The sequence below is a fragment of the Jiangella endophytica genome, assembly GCF_003427025.1.
Classification (GTDB): Bacteria; Actinomycetota; Actinomycetes; order Jiangellales; family Jiangellaceae; genus Jiangella; species Jiangella endophytica.
This window is the reverse complement of record NZ_QVAI01000012.1, coordinates 53,021-71,901: the sequence shown is the minus strand read 5'-3', so window position 1 is coordinate 71,901 and position 18,881 is coordinate 53,021. Positions and strand designations below refer to the sequence as shown.

Below are 18,881 nucleotides of genomic sequence, written 5' to 3'. Positions count from 1 at the left end.
CGGCGTACGCTAGGGACTTTCGCCGCCCGGTGTCAATAGTTCGCCGGCCCCCTGCGGTTTCCTCACCTGTGGACAGCGGTGATCATCAACGATCCGCTACCTCACCAGGCGTTCTCCCGCTCTGCGAGGCATGCATGCCTCGCAATGCGAACAGACGCCTGGGCATGGCTCCCGGATCGCCGGGAAATCTCACCCCGTGGACACCACACAGGCGACGGCGGCCCGATCACGACCCAGCGGCGACAGGGACGGCGACCACCCCGCCGCGACGGTTGCGAGGACACTCGTCGCACCACGGCAACCGGCGCACCACGGCGAACGGCCGCCACCCCGGACGACGGTGACGAGGACACTCGTCGCAGCACGGCAACCGGCCGCCCTCCCCGGCAACGGTGCGCCCAGGCCGGCCGTGCCCGCTCTTCCCCCGTCCCCCTGATAGCTGCCCGTCCTTGGGCCGCGGGTGCGCGGGTCAAGTCCAAGGCCCCCACCGGGCACCAGCGCACCCAGCAGAGGCCGCGGACTTGAGGCGCGTGCCCGCGGCCAAGAGAATGGGCCGCAGGGGGACGGCGAAACCCGCGCCCCACGGCCAACCAGCGCCCCTCAGCCAACCAGCGCCCCACGGGCCAACCAGCGCCCCTCAGCCAACCAGCGCCCCACGGCCAACCAGCGCCCCACGGCCAACCAGCGCCCCACGGGCCAACCCGCGGCCCGGCGAACCTCAGGGCTCGATGCGGCGGAGCAGCTCGGCCAGCGTGGCCAGTTCGGCGTCGTCGAAGCGGCCGACGACGTAGTCGTGGACGCTGCGCAGGTGGGTTCCGCTGGCCTCGCGCAGCCGCTCGAACCCGGCGTCGGTCAGGACCGCGTAGAAGCCGCGCCCGTCGCGTTCGGCCTGGGTGCGTTCGAGCAGACGCTCGTCGACCATCCGGTCGACCAGCCGGGTGAGGCCGCTGGGCGAGAGCATGACGCGGTCGGCCAGCTCGCTCATCCGCAGCCGGCGGCCGTCGGCCTCGAGCAGCCGGACGAGGACGTCGTACCAGGCGAGCGGGAGGTCGTGGTGGGCGAGCAGGTCGGCCTCGAGGCGCCGCATGACCCTGGACTGGGCACGGATGAACAGCCGCCACACCTCGAGCTGCTCAGGTGTGACCCACTGGTCGATGTCCTTGCTGGCCGTCATGTCGTCCAGATCCTAGACGCCGCCGACCACGGCACGGCGCAGAAGCGCGGCGGACGTAGCATCGACCATATGAGTGCGCTCCCCACCGTCGACGACGTCACCGCGGCCCTGGCCGGGGTCAAGGACCCGGAGATCAAGCGGCCGATCACCGAGCTGAACATGGTGAAGTCGGTCGACGTCGCGGCTGACGGCCGCGTCACGGTCGAGGTCTACCTGACGGTCGCCGGCTGTCCACTGCGCGACACCATCACCCGCGACGTCACCGCGGCGGTCATGGCGCTGCAGGGCAGCACGTCGGCCGAGGTGGTGCTCGACGTCATGTCGGCCGAGCAGCGCAAGGAGCTGTCGCAGCAGCTGCGTGGCGGCGCGCCCGAGCGGGAGATCCCGTTCACCCAGGCGGGCTCGCTCACCCGCGTCTATGCGGTCGCGTCCGGCAAGGGCGGCGTGGGCAAGTCGTCGGTGACGGCCAACCTGGCCGCCGCCATGGCCGCCGACGGCGTCAACGTCGGGCTGGTCGACGCCGACATCTACGGGCACTCGATGCCGCGCATGTTCGGCGTCGCGGGCTCGCAGCCCACCGTCGTCGAGCGCATGATCATGCCGGTGCCGGCGCACGGCGTGAAGCTCATCTCGACCGAGATGTTCAAGCCCGACCGCGACATCCCGGTCGCCTGGCGCGGCCCCATGCTGCACCGCGCGCTGCAGCAGTTCCTCACCGACGTCTACTGGGGCGACCTCGACGTCCTGCTGCTCGACCTCCCGCCCGGCACGGGCGACGTCGCCATCTCGCTGGCGCAGCTGCTGCCCAACGCCGAGATCGTGGTCGTCACGACGCCGCAGCTGGCCGCTGCCGAGGTGGCCGAGCGGGCCGGCTCGATCGCCATGCAGACGCACCAGCAGGTGGCCGGCGTCATCGAGAACATGTCGTTCCTGCCGTGCCCGCACTGCGGCCCGGAGCACCGCCTCGAGCTGTTCGGCAGCGGCGGCGGGCAGCGGGTCTCCGACGGCCTGTCGCGGCGCCTCGGCGCCACGGTGCCGCTGCTGGGCGAGATCCCGCTCGACACCCGGCTGCGCGAGGGCGGCGACGCCGGCACGCCGCTGGTGCTGAGCGAGCCGGACGCTCCGGCGTCGGCCACGCTGCGTCAAGTGGCCAAGCGACTCTCGCACCGCCAGCGCGGCCTGGCCGGCATGTCGCTGAGCCTCTCCCCCGCCGGCTGATGGCAGGCACGTCCTGGCCGGCATGGCGTTGTGCCTCTCTCTCCCGCCGGTTGTGGCAGGGTCGGCGGCATGCGTCACGTCGCCGTCCTGCTCAGTGCCCTGCTCGTCGTCTCCTGCGGTAACGACGACGACGGCGGCTCGGCGGCACCCACCGGCGAGCCGCCGGGCAGCCCGATCAGCGCGGACCTGAGCGTCCCGCCGGGCACCGTGCTGCTCGGCGGGCCGTTCCCGTACGCCGCCGCGAGCGACGGCCCGCCCGCCGGCACCGAGGCGCTGCTGCTGGTCGACGGCGACCCGGTCGCGGCCTTCGCGGACCTCGTCGACCAGGTGCGCGCCGCCGGGCTGGAGCCGCTGACGTACCACCCGGACGACGACGCCGAACCGGCGGCCTGCCAGGTCGCCGACGTCACCTACCCCGATGCGACCGGCGAACGCTGGCCGCTGGGCAGCGACGACGTCCCGGACGGCGACGACCCGCTGGCGCTGGAGTGCGAGACTCACGCGTTCGGGCCGGACGGCTACCGGCTCGACCTGAAGCTCGTGGTCAGCGAGCGGACCGACCCGTACCTGTCGTTCGTCCGCGTCACCGAGGTCCAGGACAGCCCGTCGTCGCCGCTGCCGGAACTGGAGGCGCAGGCGCCCACACCGGCGGGTGACTCGCCCGTCATGCCGCAGCCGCTCCCCGACGACCGGCCGGGGCCCGGCGACCCGATCGGCGCGCCGTTCGCCCCGTCCGGCGAGGACCACCGGCTGCTCGACGGCTACGAACTGCTCGCGCCGCCGATCATGCCGACGTGCGCCACCGGCGGCTTCGTCGCCGTTGTCCGCGGCAGCGACGTCCAGCGCACCGGCGACGCCGTGAGCGCGTGGGTCGAGCACCTGGGCACGGCGTCGTTCGCGGAGGTCCCGGCCGTGGACTCCGACGTCGCCGCGACGATCGACGGCGTCGACACGCGGCGGGTGGTGCTCAGCGGCGCCGGCGGCGGGACGGTCACCGTCACCGGCGCCGGCGACCACGTCCTGCTGGACCGCTGCAACGACTGACCCGCTCACACGCCGAGGTTGGTGTAGCCGAGCCAGCCGTCGCCGTCGGCGACGACGGTGAGCAGGCCGGTGTCGGCGTAGATGGAGTCGGCGTCGTTGCCGGTGTCGCGGCCGGTGTGGTCGCTGTACGGCGCCGCGGCGTACACCTGGTCGCTGAGCTCGTCGTCGAAGAACAGCTGGGTGGTCAGCACGGTCTGCTGGTCGACGTGCACACGGACGTGGATGTGCACGGTCCGGCCGCGGTACCAGCCCGGATAGATGCTGGTGAAGCGGACGATGCCGTCGGCGTCGGCGACCTGGGCACCGCGCAGGTAGGTGCCGTCGTCGGTGGGCTCGGACTCGGTGTCGCCCTGACTGTACGAGCCGTCCGACGTCGACTGCCCGCCGTCGCTGCCGGGCGGCCCGCCGGAGGCGACCTCGAACCCGGAGTACTCGCCGCCGGCGTCGCAGTGCCAGATCTCGACGACGCTGTCCGGGAGCGGCGTGTTCTGCGCGTCCTGCACCCGCAGCGCCAGCGTCAACGTCGCGCCGGGCCGGTCCTCGCGGAGGTCCGAGCGGATCGAGTCGACGTCGAACCAGTACGGGCCCTCGGTCGTCTCCGGCGACGTCCCGGCCATGTCGACCGCGTCCAGCAGGGCCACCAGATCGGTCCCGGTGGCCGACGGCGTCGCGGTCGCCGCCGGGCTGCCGGTGCCGTTCGCGGCGCCCACGCCGCAGGCCGCCAGCACGGCTCCGAGCCCGACCGTCCCGCCCAGTCCCAGCGCCCGGCGCCGCGCGATCAGGCGGCGGCTGGCGCGTACCTCGTCATGCATCGATCGACTCCCCTCCGCTGGTCGCGCCGAGGTCGTAGAGCGTGACGCCGTCGACGGTGACGGCCGTGAAGTTCTCGGCCACCCAGTCGGCGATCTCCGAACCGCCGCCCACGCCGCCGCCGATGAAGTAGTGGATCTTCCCGTCGGCCACGTCCTGCTGGAACTGCTCCAGCGTCGGCGACGGGTCGCTGCCGTTGAAGCCGCCGATCGGCATGACGGAGTGTTCGGTGGCGAGCTGGTAGCTCGCCGCGTTCTGCGCGCCGACCGTGGCCGCGACCCAGGTGTAGTCGTCGGCGTTCTCCAGCAGCAGCGCGGTGACGTCGGCGCTCGCGGTGCCGCCGCCGAGCAGCCCGCCCATCGCGCCGCCGCCCGGAACCGCGCCGCCGCCGCCCTGGCCGGCGGGTGGTCCGCCGAACTGCGTCCCGCCGCCGGGCGCGACACCCCCGGGCGGCCCGCCGCCAGGTCCGCCGCCGGCGCCGCCACCAGCAGCGCCCCCGGGTCCGCCACGCACCATGCCGCCCGGCCCGGCCGCCGTCACCGCGGGTCCGGCCGTGACGATCGAGCCGGCATGCGGGGTCGCGACGGTCTGCAAGGTGTAGGCGGCCGGTCCGAGCAGCCCGGCGACCACCGCGAGCGCGATCCCGGCCCGGGCGAGCGCGGCCCCGCGCCACTGCGCGGCCAGCAGGAGCACCGCCGCGGCCACGCCGGCCACGACCACGACCGGCCGCAGCCACGGCTGCCAGTCGGCGCTGCGGCCGAGCAGCGCGTACGCCCACACCGTCGTCAGCAGGACGATTCCGGCGAGCAGCGGCAGCGCCCACGTCCGTTCGGCCCGGGCACGCCACACCAGCCCGCCGCCCAGCCCGGCCAGGACGGCGATCGCCGGCGCCAGCGCGACCGTGTAGTACTCGTGGAAGATCCCGGCCATCAGGCTGAAGGTCAGCCAGGTGACGACCAGCCAGCCGATCCAGAGCAGCAGCATCGCCCGGGTGGGGTCGGTGCGCGGCCGGCCGCGGCGCAGCCAGAGCCCGGCGGCGCCCAGCACCACGGCAGCCGGGGCGAGCCAGGCGATCTGGCCGCCGAACTGCCCCTCGAGCAGCCGGGTCAGCCCGGTCTGACCCCAGCCGCCACCGCCGCCGACCGAGCCGGCCTCGTCGCCGGTGAGCCGACCGAAGCCGTTGTAGCCGAAGGTCAGTTCCAGGAACGAGTTCGTCTGTGAGCCGCCGATGTACGGTCGCGCCGACGCCGGGACCAGCTCGGCCAGCGCCACCCACCAACCGGCCGCGACCACCAGTGCACCCAACGCCACGAACCCGTCGCGCAGCCGCCGCGCGATCGGGACCGGCGCGGCCAGCAGGTAGGCGGCGGCGAAGCCGGGCAGCACGAGGAACGCCTGCAGTTGCTTGGTGAGGAAGCCCAGCCCGATCAGGGCGCCCATGAGCGCCATCCAGCCCAGCCGGCGGCGGTCCGACGGCGACTCGATCGCCCGCTGCACCGCGTACGCGGCCGCCGTCATCAGCAGCACGAGCAGCGCGTCGGGGTTGTCGAACCGGAACATCAGCGCCGCGACGGGGGTCAGCGCCAGGACGACGCCGGCCAGCACGGCAGGGCCGGTCCCGAGCCGGCGCCGCACCCCGGCGAACACCAGCCAGACCGAGCCGATCCCCATCAGCACCTGCGGCAGCAGGATCGCGAAGGACGAGAGCCCGAACAGCCGCACCGACAGCGCCATCGGCCAGATCGCGGCCGGCGGCTTGTCGACGGTGATCGAGCCGGCCGCGTCGGAGGCGCCCCACAGGAACGCCGACCAGCTCTGCGAGCCGGCCTGCGCGGCCGCCGCGTAGAACTCGTTGGCGTATCCCGACGCGGTCAGGTCCCAGAAGTACAGCACCGCGGTTCCGGCCAGCAGCGCGCCGAGCACGACGCGGTCCCGGCCCACCCGCCGCACGGCGTCGGTGGCGGCCGCGACCGGTGCCGACGTGGTCCAGGTCGTCGTGGTCATCGGAACACCCACCCCCTCAGCAGGACGAACCGCAGCGCGGTCGCCATCAGGTTCGCGACGGTGACGGCGGCCAGCTCCGCGGTGTGCGAGACGGCCGCGCCGCCGAGCTCCAGCAGCGCCAGCGCACCGGCGGTCAGCGCCCAGCACAGCCCGAACACCACCAGGCCCTGACCGTGGTGGCGGGCGAGCCCGGACCGGCCGCGCACACCGAACGTGAGCCGCCGGTTGAGCGCGGTGTTCACCAGCGTGGCCACCAGCAGCGCGGCGAGGTTGGCCGCCTGCGCGCCCAGCGACGGGCGGGCCGCGAGGAACAGCACGGCGTAGAGCACCGTGCACACCACGCCGACGACGGCGAACCGCTGCACCTGGGCGGCCAGCGGCGCCCGTGCGCCGGCGGCCGACGGCGGCAGCGCGCCGTTGCGGTCCAGCAGCGGTGCCGGTAGCGCCGCCCGCACCCGATCCAGCGGCACCCGGCCGGTCACCAGGTCCCGGCCGAGCCGCGCCACCCCGCGCAGGTCGGCGACGGCCGTCGCGACGATGTCGACCCGGCTGTCCGGGTCGTCGACCCAATCGACCGGGACCTCGTGGATGCGCAGCCCGGCCCGCTCGGCCAGCACCAGCAGCTCGGTGTCGAAGAACCAGGCGCCGTCGGCGACCAGCGGCAGCAGTTGCGTGGCCGCGTCGGCCCGGATCGCCTTGAACCCGCACTGGGCGTCGGAGAACCGGGCCGCGAGCACGCCGTGCAGCAGCAGGTTGTAGCCGCGCGAGATCAGCTCCCGCTTCGGGCCGCGGACCACCCGGGCGCCGCGCGCCAGCCGGGTGCCGACCGCGACCTCGGAGTGCCCCGACACCAGCGGCGCGACCAGCGGCAGCAGCGCCGACAGGTCGGTGGACAGGTCGACGTCCATGTACGCCAGCACGGCGGCGTCGGACGTGCTCCAGGCCTCGCGCAGCGCGCGGCCGCGGCCCTTGCGGTCCAGGTGCAGCACCCGGACACCGTCCAGCTCGGCCGCGACCCGGTGCGCGACGGCGAGCGTGTCGTCGGTGCTGGCGTTGTCGGCGATGGTGATCCGCGCGGTGAACGGCAGCCGCCGGCGGACGTGGTCGTGGGTGCGGCGAACCGCCTCGTCGAGCGTCGCCGCCTCGTTGTGGACCGGGATCACCAGGTCCAGGACCGGCGGTCCGGCGGCCGGGACCGCGGGTGCGACCGGCGCCGGGCTGGTGTGGAGTGTGGTCATGCCGCCACGGTCGGCGACTCCGCTCGGGCCGGGCTGTGCTGCGCCTGTGCGCCGGCTGTGAGTGCCGGCAACCGCACGGTGATCGTCGTACCGGTGGGCCCGGACGCGCCCGGTTCGCCGTCGGTCCGGCTCGCGACGGCGATCGTCCCGCCGTGTGCGTGCACGATCGCCTCGGCGATGGCCAGGCCCAGCCCGGTCGAGCCGCCGGTGCGGTTGCGGGCGGTGTCGCCGCGGCTGAACCGCTGGAACAGTCCGGGCCGCTGGTCCGCCGGGATGCCGGGGCCGTCGTCGGCCACGCCGAGCACGACGTGGTGACCGCGGCGGCGCCCGGACACCGTCACCGTCGTCCCGGGCGGCGTGTGCACGCGGGCGTTGCCCAGCAGGTTGGCCAGCACCTGCCGCAGCCGGGGGTCGTCGCCGTCGACCAGCAGCGGCCGGGGCCGGGTGCCGAGGTCGAGCCGCCAGACGTGGTCCGGGCCGGCGGCATGCGCGTCGGCGATCGCGTCGACGGCGAGCCCGGCCAGGTCCACCGGCGCCCGCTCCAGCGGCCGGCCCGCGTCCAGCCGGGCGAGCAGCAGGAGATCGTCGACCAGCCCGGTCATGCGGCGCGCCTCCGACTCGACCCGGCCGATCGCGTGCGTCGCCGCGGCCGGGACCTCGTCCGGCGAGCGGCGCACCAGCTCGGCGTAGCCGCGGATGGAGGCCAGCGGTGTGCGCAGCTCGTGGCTGGCGTCGGCGACGAACCGGCGGACCTGCTGCTCCGACTCGTGCCTGGCCGACAGCGCGGTCTCGACGTGGGCGATCATCCGGTTGAACGCGGCGCCGACCGCGCCCACCTCGCCGCGCTCCTCGGCCAGCGCCGGCGGTACCCGCGGGATGTGCCCGACGGCGCCGCTGTCCAGCGGCAGCTCGGACACCTGGCGCGCGGTGACGGCGACCCGGTCCAGCGGTCGCAGCGCCCGCCGCACCAGCGCCGTCGCCGCGACCCCGGCCAGCACGACGCCGGCCCCGGCCAGCGCGACCTCGACCGTCACGTACGAGCCGACGGTGCCGGAGACGCCGTCGGAGCTCAGCGCGGTCACGACGGCGTCGCCACGCGGGGTCTGCGTCGCGACGGCCCGGTAGCTGCCCAGTCCGGGCAGCTCGACCGTGTGGAGACGGCCGTCCAGCGGCAGCTCCTCGAGCGCGTCGAGCTGCCCGGTGTCCAGCGGCTGGAACGTGCCGGCGTCGTCGATGTACCCGGCGTCCACCACCTCGCCGTCGTCGTAGTAGACACTGACGGTGCCGGCGGCCTGGCCGAGCGGGAGGTGCGAGCCGCCGGGCGGCCCGCCGGAGCCGATGGATCCCGGCGGCCCCGGCTGCGGAGTTGCCGCGGCCCGCTCCGAGGCCAGCCGGACCTGCTCGTCGAGCTGGTCGGAGAGCGTCGAACGCAGCGCGACCGCCGACACGACGGCCAGCGCCGCGGTGACGGCGAACACCAGCGCGACGACGGTCCAGACCAGCCGCCGGCGCAGCGGGTGCCTGGTCACGGCCCCGCCTCGGCGGCGGGTTTGATCAGGTAGCCGACGCCGCGGACGGTGTGGATCATCGGCTCGCGACCCTTGTCGATCTTGCGCCGCAGGTACGAGACGTACAGCTCGACGATGTTCTCCTGGCCGCCGAAGTCGTACTGCCAGACGCGGTCCAGGATCTGCGCCTTGGACAGCACCCGGCGCGGGTTGCGCATCAGGAAGCGGAGCAGCTCGAACTCGGTCGCGGTGAGCCGGATCGGCTGTCCGGCCCGCTCGACCTCGTGCGCGTCCTCGTCCATGACGAGGTCGCCGACGGCGAGGACGGAGACCTCCGCGGGACGCGCCGTACCGGCCCGGCGCAGCAGCCCGCGCAGCCGGGCCACGAGTTCCTCCAGGCTGAACGGCTTGGTCACGTAGTCGTCGCCACCGGCGGTGAGCCCGGCCACGCGGTCCTCGACGGCGTCGCGAGCGGTGAGGAACAGCACCGGCACGCCCGGATGATGCGCCCGGATCCGGCGCATCACGCCGAGGCCGTCGACGTCGGGCAGCATCACGTCCAGCACGACGGCGTCCGGCGCCTCGTCGATCGCGGTGCGGATCGCGTCCTGGCCGGTCAGCGCCGTCGACGTCGCCCAGCCCTCGTAGCGCAGGGCGGCGGTCAGCAGTTCGGCCAGGTTCGGTTCGTCGTCGACCACGAGGATCCGCGGCGGAGTGCCGTCCGGGCGGGTCAGCGGTGCCTGATCGAGCGTCGCGTCCATCATGGCTCCGGTCTATCCAGGCAGGTTGAGGATCCGCTGAGAGGTTCCCGTGAAGTTCCTGTGAGAGGCGGAGCCGCCGAGGCGGCTCCGCCTCGGCGATCAGGTCGTCGCGGACGACTCCGTCCGGCCCTGCTCGCCCTCCGGCGCCTGGTCCGGCGCCTGACCGTCCTCCGGCGCCTGGCCGTCGTCCGGGGCCTCGTCGCAACCGGCCCCGCCGGGACCGCCACGGCCCTCGCCGTCACTCGGCTGGCCGGGCCGGGCCTGGTCCGGCGCAGTGGACTCCGGCGCGTCGGGCCGGCCGGACTCGGTGTCCGGCGCGGCCGGCTCGCTCTCGCTGGTGTCCGGCGTGGACGAGCCGGAGTCGGCGGCCGCGGCGATCCCGTAACCGCCGAGCAGCAGCCCGCCGGCGATGGCGGCGGACACGATCGGCGTGCGCCAGCGCCGCAGGCGGTCAGGAGTGTCAGTCGTACTGTCGGACATCGAACCTCCCCGTAGGTGGTGAACGCGCACCGGCTGGTGCACGTCCTCCCGACCTTCGGCGGCGATCCTGTGCTCAGCCCACGGCGGAGCTGTGCGTGCCCTGTGAATCCGTGACGCCGTTCGCGTCGACGTCGACCAGCCGGCCGCCGGCCCGCAGGCCGCGCAGCCGCGCGTCCGGGTCGACCGCGGCCAGCCGCGACCGCACCGTCACCGACCCGTCGACGTCCGGGCGGACGCCGAAGAACCCCTCGACCACCAGCGCCGACCACGAACCGGCCGACGAGCACGACCAGTCGATGAGGTACGGGAACTGCGGCGGCGACTTCACCGCGCCGCCGTTCAGCGGCTCGGCGGCCTCCTCGACGAAGTGCGCCTGGCCGGGCGGCCCCTGGTTGGCGGTCCGGGCCAGGCCGGTCAGCCAGTCGGCGGCGACGTCGGGCCGGCCCAGCTCGATCAGCGACCGCGCGGCGTCGGCCGGCCAGGCCGGGTAGGCGCCGTTCCACTGGTGGTCCGGGCGGACGCTGAACGCGGCGTCGTCGTCGTACGGCGACAGCGCCCGCATCCACGACGGCGTGCGCAGCTCGCGGACGAAGAACGCCACCATCTCCTCGCGCCGCCGCTCCGGCAGATCGGCGGCGATGGTCATGCCGACGGTCGTGAAGTCGTAGCAGTGCCGCACCGGCAGCATGCGGCCGTCGGGCTGGCGCGCGTGCCAGAACCCCTGGCCCTCGACGTACAGCTCGCCGACGTGCGGGACCAGCGCGTCGGCCTTCGTCCGCAGGTCGCCGGCGAGGCCGTCGTCGCCGCGCAGCGCCGCGATGTCGGCCGCGGCCCGCAGGTTCCACACGTTGGCGGCGTTGAGGCTGGCCACCTCGTGCACGTAGGAGCTGACGCACTCGAGCAGGTTGTCGATGCCGCCGTAGTCGGCCAGCGCGTGCTTCCTGCGCAGGCCCTCCCAGGCCGTCGCCCAGTCGGCGACGTGCCCGGCCACCGGCTTCGCCGGCCCGTCGTGGGCGGCCAGCTCGACGTCCAGGAAGCCCGGCTCGCCGTTCCACCGCACGTAGTCACGGACCAGCCGGATCATCGCGTAGTCGTTGACGGAGTACCAGTAGCCGGCCGGTCCGCCGGTCTGCCACTCGGTGCCGAAGTGCCGGTGGATGTCCAGCGCGATCCAGTGCTCGATCTGGCGGCGCATCGGCACCGGGTCCAGCAGCGCGTGGATCATCGAGCTGAGACTGAAGTCCCAGATGAACGTGGTGGTCTGCCAGTACCGCGGCATCAGCGTGTCGTAGACGCGGCCCAGGTGGCTGGCCGGGCTGTCGCGGCGGAACCAGATGACGCCCAGCACGCCCCACCAATACAGCCGGCGCAGCGCGTCGTTCGACGTCTCCAGCGTCGGCACGTGCCCGCTGAACTGGTCGTTCCCGGGTGTGAAGGCGGCCCGCAGAGTGTCGTCCCACAGCGTGCGCGCGGCGGCGACCTGCCCGGGCACGTCGGCCACGACGGTGTCGTACGCGGCCAGGGCGCCGTCGGCGTCGGCGCCGACCACGTGCACGTAGCCGAAGCGGTACCGCTCGCCGGGCGCCAGGGAGACGTCGACCTCCAGCGTGCGGTCGCCGGCCCGGGCGCCGTCGGCGTCCAAGCCCTGCACGCTCACGGCGGCGGTGGTCTCGGCCCGGCCCAGCAGCGCGGCACGGCCCGGCAGCGGGGCCAGCGCGTTCGGCTCCGACGGCGGCTCCGGCACCCGCCACGGCGCGGCCTGGGTCGCCGTCGACGCGACCGACAGGCCCAGCCGGACCATCCGCTCGGCGTCGGACGTGTTGGTCACGGCGATGTCGACGACGACGCCGTCGACACCCGGCGGGGTCACCGTCGTCGACTCGACGGCGAGGTCGCCCAGCCGGGCGGACCGGACGACGCGGTCCGGCCGCCACTGGATCGTGACCGGCTCGCCGTAGGACCGGAACAGCCGGCCGTCGACCCAGAGCGCACCGGTGACGGTGTCGCCGTGCGAGACCGGCGCGAAGTTCACGCTGCGCACCGCGGTGACGTCGTGGTCGACCTGCACCGCGCCGAGGAAGTTGGTCAGGCCGGGCGGGTTGACCATGTCGTCGTAGCGCTGCACCACCGGGTCGGAGGTGAAGTCGTCGACGGTGGGGATGAGCCGCATCGGTCAGCGTCCTCCGAGATCGACGGGGCCGGCCATCGCCGGGTCGGCCCAGTCGGAGTTGGGCAGCAACGGGTACCAGCCCGGCCGGCCGGGATCGCGGTCGTACGGGTACCCGCCCAGCTCGCGGTAGAGCTCGGCGTACTCGGCGACCTTGTCGCGATCCAGCTCGACGCCGAGCCCGGGCGCGTCGGGCACGTCGATGCCGCCGTCGCGGTACCGGAACGGCCCGCCGGCGATGACGTCGCCGGTCAGGTGGTGGTAATGCGCGTCGGCCGCGAACGACAGGTTCGGCAGGACGGCGCCGAGGTGCAGCATGGTGGCCAACTGGATGCCCAGCTCGCCGGACGAGTGCACCGCGACGCCCAGCTGGAACGTCTCGCACACGCCGGCCGCCTTGACGCACGGGCGGATGCCGCCCCAGAACGTGGTGTCGAGCAGGACGACGTCGACGGCAGGGTCACGGACGTTCGCCGCCAGCTGTTCGAAGTTCACCACGACGGTGTTGGTGGCGATCGGGATGGCGGTGCGCTCGCGGACCCGGCGCAGGCCGTTCATGCCCCAGGTCGGGTCCTCGAGGTAGTCGTTGCGCAGGTCGTCGATGGCGGCGGCGAACCGGACCGACTCCTCCGGCGACCACGCGCCGTTGGGGTCGTGGCGCAGCTGATCGCCGGGGAACGCGTCGGCCAGGGCGCGGTAGCACTCCAGCTCGTAGTCGGGCGGGAAGACGCCCCCCTTGAGCTTGTGCACGGTGAAGCCGTGCGCGTCCTTCAGCTCACGGGCGTGCGCGACCAGCTGCTCCGGCGTGCGCACCTCGCCGCTGCCGTCGGCGGCCGGGTAACGGAAGAACAGGTAGCTCGCGAACTCGACGTGGTCGCGGACCTTGCCGCCGAGCAGCTCGTGCACCGGCACGCCCAGCTGCCTGCCCTGCAGGTCGAGGCAGGCGAACTCGACGGCCGCGAGCAGCTGGGTGCGGTTGTTGTAGAGGCTGGCCGTCGGGTTGGCCAGCATGAACCGCAGCGCCTCGGTGCGGGCGGGGTCGTGGCCGACGAGGTAGTCGCGCAGACCGCGGACGGCGTCCTCGGCGCTCTGCCCGCCACCGCCCATCTCGCCGAGGCCGACCAGGCCGTTGTCGGCCTCGACCTCGACGATGGTGCGGACGAAGCGGCCCCAGTGCGCCCCGTTGCTGTGTCGCAGCGGCGCCTGCAGCGGCACCGTCACGGTGGTGGCGCGCACGTCGACGATCTTCACGAACTCAGTTCTCCTTCACGTGCTCGGGTAGCGCCACGGGCAGGCCGGCCCGCAGGCCGCCGTCGACCACGAGGTCGGTGCCGGTGACGAAGCCGGCCTGCGGCCCGGCCAGGTAGGCGACGGCGTCGGCCACCTCGGACGGCAGCGCGACCCGGCCCAGCGGGTGCGAACGGCCCCACTCGGCGACGACGTCGTCGGCGGGACGGCCCTCGGCGTGCAGATCGGCGGCCCAGCGCAGCATCGGGGTGTCGACCGAGCCGGGCAGGACGGCGTTGACGCGGACGCCGTCGGGCGCGTGGTCGAGCGCCATCGACCGGACCAGCGCGACGAGCGCGCCCTTCGACGCCGCGTATGCCGCGACCCGAGTCTGCGACTGGTACGACTGCACCGACGCGACGACCACGACGGCGCCGCCGCCGTCGGCCCGCAGCAGCGGCATCAGGAAGTGGCAGACCGCGAAGACGCCACGCAAGTTCACGTCGATGACCTCGTCGAACAGCTCCATGCTGGTCTCTTCGACGGTGCCGTAGCGCTGGATGCCGGCGGCACAGACCAGCGTGTCGATGCTGCCGTACCGGTCGGTGAGCTCGGCGGCGCACGCCTCGACGGCGGCGGCGTCGGCCACGTCGAGCGGCGAGGTCCGCAGCTGCCACCCGCGGACCGCGGCGTCGGTGGCCAGCCGGTCGAGCGCGGCGGCGTCGCGGTCGAGCGCCACCACCAGCTCGCCGTCGCCGGCCAGCCGCTCCACGACCGCCCGGCCGATGCCCGCGCCGCCGCCGGTGACCACGGCCACTCTCATCGCACGCCTCCTAGAACTGACCGAGGTTGAGACCCCGGCTGAAGATCCGCTGGGTGGACAGGAAGAGGACCACCGTCGGCAGCGACACCAGCAGACCGCCGGCCAGCACCGCCGTCAGTTGCAGCCCGCCGTAGGTGTCCTGCAGCGCGGCCGCTGCCGTCATGAGCGGCCGGACGTCGTTGGACTGGCTCAGCGCCAGCCCCAGCAGCAGGTCGTTCCAGACGAACGTGGCCTGCAGGATGAACACCGCCACCAGCGCGCTGGTGGACATCGGCAGGTAGATGCGCCAGAAGATCCGCCAGGTGCTGGCGCCGTCGACGACCGCCGCCTCGAACACCTGATGCGCGATGCCGCCGAGGAAGTTGCGCATGACCAGCGCCGCGAACGGCACGGTGACGGCCGTGTAGATGGCGATCATGCCGAGCCGGCTGTCGTAGATGCCGGCCTCGACGTAGCCGACGAACAGCGGCATCAGGATCATCTGCAGCGGGAACACCGTGCCGCCGAACACCAGCACGAACCAGAAGAACCCGTGCCTGAGCCGCAGCGCGACGATGGCGAAGCCGATGGCCGCGCCGAACAGCACCGCCAGCGCGGGCCCGATGACGCTGTAGAGCAGCGTGCTCGTGACGGCCTCGCCCAGGCCGCCGATCTCCCAGGCCTCGCGCATGTTGTCGAACAGGGCGAAGTCGCTGATGGGCTTCCACACCTGGTCGGCGGCGTACTGCGCGGGGGCCTTGCTGGCGTTGACCAGCAGCAGGTAGATCGGGGCCAGCCAGATGGCGCCGAGCACCAGCAGGATCGTGGGACGGAGTATGCGTGCGGTCATCGGGTCACACCGCCCGCTCGGGCGACAGCTGCCGCCGCAGGTAGGTGATGGCCGCGAGGAACGTCACCACACTGAGGAACACCGCGACCGCCGAACCGGCGCCGTAAGCGCTGTTCACGAACGTCTCCTCGTACATCGTCACCGCGAGGGTCTCGGCGTTGCGGCCCGGCCCGCCCTTCGTCATGATCCAGACGATGTCGAACGTCTTCAGGCTGGCCACCAGCGACAACCCGACCACGACGGTGGTCAGCGGGCGGAGCATCGGCCAGTGCATGTGCCGGAACATCCGCCAGCCGGACGCGCCGTCGAGCCGGGCCGCCTCGATCGGCTCGCGCGGGATCGACTGCAGCCCGATGACGAACAGCAGCGCGTTCACCCCGCTCTGCTGCCAGGACGACGCCCCGATCATCACGAGCGTGTTCAGCGGCGCGTCGCTCAGCCAGCGCAGGTCGGCGCCGGGCAGGCCGAGCGCGTCCAGCGCCTGGCTCAGCCCGCCGCCGTTCTGCAGCACGAACCGCCACACCACGCCGACCGCGACGCCGGAGATCGCGTACGGGATGAGGAACGGCAGCCGAAACCAGCCGCCGAACCGCATCCCGTGCGACAGCACCGCGATCAGCAGGCCCAGCCCGACCGGGACCGTGATGCTGCCCACCACCCAGATCAGGGTGTTGCGCAGCGACGTGGCGAAGTTCGGGTCGTCGAACATCGCCCGGTAGTTGTCCAGGCCGACCCACGATGGCGAGCCGAGCCCGTTGTACTCGGTGAAGCTGATCCACGTGGTCCAGAGGAACGGCAGGTACAGCAGGACCGCCACCACCAGGACGGCGGGCACGCTGAAGCCGCGCGCCGGCCAGCCGTACGTGTTCCGGCGGCGCCGCCGCGGCTCGGGGGGTGCCGAGCCGCGGGACGGCGTCGTGGGTGCGGCCGTGGCCGGCGCGGACATCGCTCGTTCCTCTCGGTGCGCGGGCCTCAGCCCTGTTCGGCCCAGTACGCGTCGGCCTCGGCCTCGATGGTCTGCAGGATCGAGGTCGGGTCACCCGGGTTGGTGACGAACGCGCTGAAGCCGTCGAGCGCCGCGGTGAGCACCGGCGTCGGCGTCGCCTCGAAGTAGCGCTCGAGCAGCAGGTAGTCGCCGCTCGCGGACTGCTCGTTCAGCCCCGCGAGCAACTGGTCCTGCACCAGCGCCTTCGGGTTGAACGACACGTCGCCGCGTGCGTTGGCCCACGCCGTCTGCGCCTCCTCGGTCATCCACCACTCGGCGTACTGCAGCGCGGAGGTCTCGTTCGCGGCGTCCAGGGCGGTGCACATGGGGCCGGTCTCGAAGATCAGCGACGTCTGCGCCAGGTCCGGGTTGACGTTCGGGATGAGGAAGAAGTCGTAGTCCTCGCCGGAGACCATGTCGACGCTGTTGAGCTGGCCGCTGAGGAACGTCCCGAAGTTGATCATCGCGACGGTGCCGTTCTTCAGCTGGTCCTGCGGCGCCGTCTGGTCACCCGGGTCGCCGAAGTAGCCGGCCTCGAGCATCGACTGCCACTGCTCCATCACCGCGACGACGCCCGCATCGGTGTAGTTGGCCTCGCCGGTGCCGAGCGCGTTGTAGAGCTCGGGGTCGGTGCCGGCCATCAGCGTCTGGAACCAGACGAACGAGAACAGGATGTTGGTCTCGTAGAACGGGGTGACGCCGCCCGCCTTGAGGGTGTCGGCGATCGTCATCAGCTCGGCCCAGCTGGTCGGCTCGGTCAGGCCGTACTCCGCGAAGACGTCCTTGTTGTAGTACATGACCCAGTAGGCGGCGTTCATCGGCACGCAGTACTGCTCGCCCTCGACGGTGAAGTGCTCGCGCATGGCCTCGGGCACGTCGCCGTTGTCGATGGCGCCCTGCCAGATGTCCGTCGTCGGCGCGAGCAGGCCCTCGGTGACGAGGTCCTCCAGCTCACTGCCGGTGTGCCAGGTGAACAGGTCGGGCTTCTCGTCCGTGCGGAAGGACTGCCGGACGAACGCCGAGTACTGCTCGGCGTCGGAGTACCCGGTGAAGTCCAGCCCCAGCCCCAGGCTGGTCTCCGACACGTCGGACACCTCCAGGAACTGAGGCTCCCACGCGCCCTTGTCGGTGTAGAAGTTGATCATGCCCGGTCCGGCAGCACCCTCGGCGTCCTCGTCGTCGCCGCCCCCGCACGCAGCCAGAACGAGCGTCGACGCCGCCAGCGCCGCCACCCCGGTGTGACGCAATCTCACGTGACCTCACCTCGTAGCTTTCATGTATGACATCGGGTGTAACCTGTCTGCATGTGCCCGTGACTAGGCAGTATGCCAGGATCAACGGTTACCGCCCGGAATCGGGTCTCCTGCTGCGGATGGCCATGATGACGTTGTCGAGGTGCTCCTTGCTGGCGCGGTACGCCTCATCGGCGTCGCCGTCCAGCACCGCCCCCGCGATGCGCCGGTGCTCCTCGAAGTCCTCGCCCTCGTCGCCGTGCAGCCGCAGGATCTCGCGCTGTTCCTGGGCGTGTACGAGCACGATCGAGTCGACCACCTCGGCCAGCACCGTGTTGCCGGACGCCTGCGCGACCGCTCGGTGGAAGTCCAGGTTGACGACCCAGAGCCGCTCGTTGCGCTCGATGAGACAGCGCTCCGCCTCCCGCAGCGTCTCAGTGATCAGCTCGACGCCGACGGGGTCACGGACGGTGGCGCCCATGGCCGCGATCGGCGGTTCGATGGTGCTGCGCGCCAGCAACAGGTCGACCAGACTTTCGCTGGTCAGCAGCGGTCCATGCGGATTCGGCAACACTGAGCGGCGCACGTTCTCCCCCACGTACACCCCGGAGCCGTGCCGCAGCACCACCACACCCATCGCTTCGAGCCGGCGCAACGCCTCGCGCATGGTCGGGACCGCGACGGCGAACCGCTCGGCCATCGACCGGACGGTGTCCATCTGCGCGCCCGCCTCGAGACGGCGCTCCCGGATCAGCTCGACGACGCCGGTGGCCAGCTCATCGGCCAGCGTCCGGCGGCTCGCATCTCCGGCAGTCACAGCCCCGTCCCCTTCGACGTGCTTTGCGGCGTTGGAGTGATTAGATCACTAAATCACTTTTCTGTCGACAATCGTGACCGTGCCGTGACCCTGGAGTCATCATCGCCTCGGCGGTGCCGGCGGTGAATGCGCAGGTGGGTGGGGGTCCATTGTCGCTCACGTAGGTGGTGGCCGAGCCGCTGGCGCGCGGGAACGGGCCGACTCTGGTGGGCGGGTTCGGGTGGGGGTACCGTGCGCTCGGCGGCTGGAGCTGCGAGGAGCCGCTCGGGCTGCTCGGGTCACTCGGAAGGCCGGACAGGCCGGTCGAGCGGTCGAGCGGTCGACTCGGGTGCGCCGCCAACTCAGGTCGGATCGGTACACCGTTCGCGGACAGAGCGACCGGGTCGACCCACTCGGTGGCCCGGCTCGGCGGCCCGGCCCGGCTCGGCTTGGCCTGCTGGTGGGCCGGCGTTTCGTGGGCCGGGCGGACGTGTGTCGGGTTCGCGCCGTTCACCGTCCCCCTGCTGCCCATTTTCTCAGCCGCGCAACCGCGCCTCCAGCGGACTGAAGGGCGCTTCGCGCCGA

At 73.0% G+C, this 18,881-nt stretch carries 16 protein-coding genes; 2 read left to right on the top strand and 14 right to left on the bottom strand.

Going from position 1 to position 18,881, the window contains the following annotated elements:
- Positions 1–718: 718 nt before the first annotated feature.
- Positions 719–1,174 (bottom strand): MarR family winged helix-turn-helix transcriptional regulator, encoded by a 456-nt coding sequence (locus DZA62_RS22565; RefSeq protein ID WP_116951201.1) that lies wholly within the window; start codon positions 1,172–1,174, stop codon positions 719–721.
- Between the two features lie 69 nt (positions 1,175–1,243).
- Here DZA62_RS22565 and DZA62_RS22560 point away from each other — a divergent pair, with 69 nt between their 5' ends.
- Both DZA62_RS22560 and DZA62_RS22555 read left to right on the top strand, forming a co-directional pair.
- Complete coding sequence (locus DZA62_RS22560) at positions 1,244–2,392, top strand: Mrp/NBP35 family ATP-binding protein (protein WP_116951200.1); 1,149 nt, start codon at positions 1,244–1,246, stop codon at positions 2,390–2,392.
- A gap of 69 nt (positions 2,393–2,461) precedes the next feature.
- Positions 2,462–3,436 carry a hypothetical protein gene (locus tag DZA62_RS22555; protein WP_116951199.1) on the top strand — a complete coding sequence of 325 codons (975 nt, stop codon included), beginning with the start codon at positions 2,462–2,464 and terminating at the stop codon, positions 3,434–3,436.
- A 5-nt stretch (positions 3,437–3,441) separates the two neighbouring features.
- Here DZA62_RS22555 and DZA62_RS22550 read toward each other — a convergent pair whose 3' ends face one another.
- The 13 genes from DZA62_RS22550 to DZA62_RS22490 all read right to left on the bottom strand — a co-directional run bounded on the left by DZA62_RS22550 (position 3,442) and on the right by DZA62_RS22490 (position 18,317).
- Complete coding sequence (locus DZA62_RS22550; protein WP_116951198.1) at positions 3,442–4,248, bottom strand: intradiol ring-cleavage dioxygenase; 807 nt, start codon at positions 4,246–4,248, stop codon at positions 3,442–3,444.
- Complete coding sequence (locus tag DZA62_RS22545; RefSeq protein WP_116951197.1) at positions 4,241–6,250, bottom strand: mannosyltransferase YkcB-related protein; 2,010 nt, start codon at positions 6,248–6,250, stop codon at positions 4,241–4,243. The genes DZA62_RS22550 and DZA62_RS22545 overlap by 8 nt, the downstream gene beginning before the upstream one ends.
- Positions 6,247–7,488, bottom strand: coding sequence for a glycosyltransferase (locus DZA62_RS22540; protein ID WP_116951196.1), 1,242 nt, complete (start codon positions 7,486–7,488; stop codon positions 6,247–6,249). The genes DZA62_RS22545 and DZA62_RS22540 overlap by 4 nt, the downstream gene beginning before the upstream one ends.
- Complete coding sequence (locus DZA62_RS22535) at positions 7,485–9,017, bottom strand: sensor histidine kinase (RefSeq protein WP_116951195.1); 1,533 nt, start codon at positions 9,015–9,017, stop codon at positions 7,485–7,487. Before DZA62_RS22535 ends, DZA62_RS22540 begins: the two co-directional genes overlap by 4 nt.
- A complete protein-coding gene (locus DZA62_RS22530; protein ID WP_116951194.1) occupies positions 9,014–9,760 on the bottom strand; it encodes a response regulator transcription factor in 747 nt (248 codons plus the stop codon). The genes DZA62_RS22535 and DZA62_RS22530 overlap by 4 nt, the downstream gene beginning before the upstream one ends.
- A gap of 96 nt (positions 9,761–9,856) precedes the next feature.
- On the bottom strand, positions 9,857–10,237 hold the full coding sequence (locus tag DZA62_RS22525) for a hypothetical protein (RefSeq protein WP_116951193.1): 381 nt from the start codon (positions 10,235–10,237) through the stop codon (positions 9,857–9,859).
- A gap of 73 nt (positions 10,238–10,310) precedes the next feature.
- Entirely contained in the window at positions 10,311–12,407 is a 2,097-nt protein-coding gene (locus DZA62_RS22520; protein ID WP_116951192.1) for an MGH1-like glycoside hydrolase domain-containing protein, read from the bottom strand.
- Between the two features lie 3 nt (positions 12,408–12,410).
- On the bottom strand, positions 12,411–13,655 hold the full coding sequence (locus DZA62_RS22515; RefSeq protein ID WP_116951191.1) for an enolase C-terminal domain-like protein: 1,245 nt from the start codon (positions 13,653–13,655) through the stop codon (positions 12,411–12,413).
- A gap of 4 nt (positions 13,656–13,659) precedes the next feature.
- On the bottom strand, positions 13,660–14,454 hold the full coding sequence (locus DZA62_RS22510) for an SDR family oxidoreductase (RefSeq protein WP_116951190.1): 795 nt from the start codon (positions 14,452–14,454) through the stop codon (positions 13,660–13,662).
- A gap of 10 nt (positions 14,455–14,464) precedes the next feature.
- Entirely contained in the window at positions 14,465–15,283 is an 819-nt protein-coding gene (locus DZA62_RS22505; protein WP_116951189.1) for a carbohydrate ABC transporter permease, read from the bottom strand.
- Positions 15,284–15,287: 4 nt separating this feature from the next.
- A complete protein-coding gene (locus DZA62_RS22500; protein ID WP_116951188.1) occupies positions 15,288–16,229 on the bottom strand; it encodes a carbohydrate ABC transporter permease in 942 nt (313 codons plus the stop codon).
- Positions 16,230–16,255: 26 nt separating this feature from the next.
- Positions 16,256–17,521, bottom strand: coding sequence for an ABC transporter substrate-binding protein (locus DZA62_RS22495; RefSeq protein ID WP_116951187.1), 1,266 nt, complete (start codon positions 17,519–17,521; stop codon positions 16,256–16,258).
- Positions 17,522–17,609: 88 nt separating this feature from the next.
- On the bottom strand, positions 17,610–18,317 hold the full coding sequence (locus DZA62_RS22490) for a FadR/GntR family transcriptional regulator (RefSeq protein WP_116951186.1): 708 nt from the start codon (positions 18,315–18,317) through the stop codon (positions 17,610–17,612).
- Between the last annotated feature and the right edge of the window lie 564 nt (positions 18,318–18,881).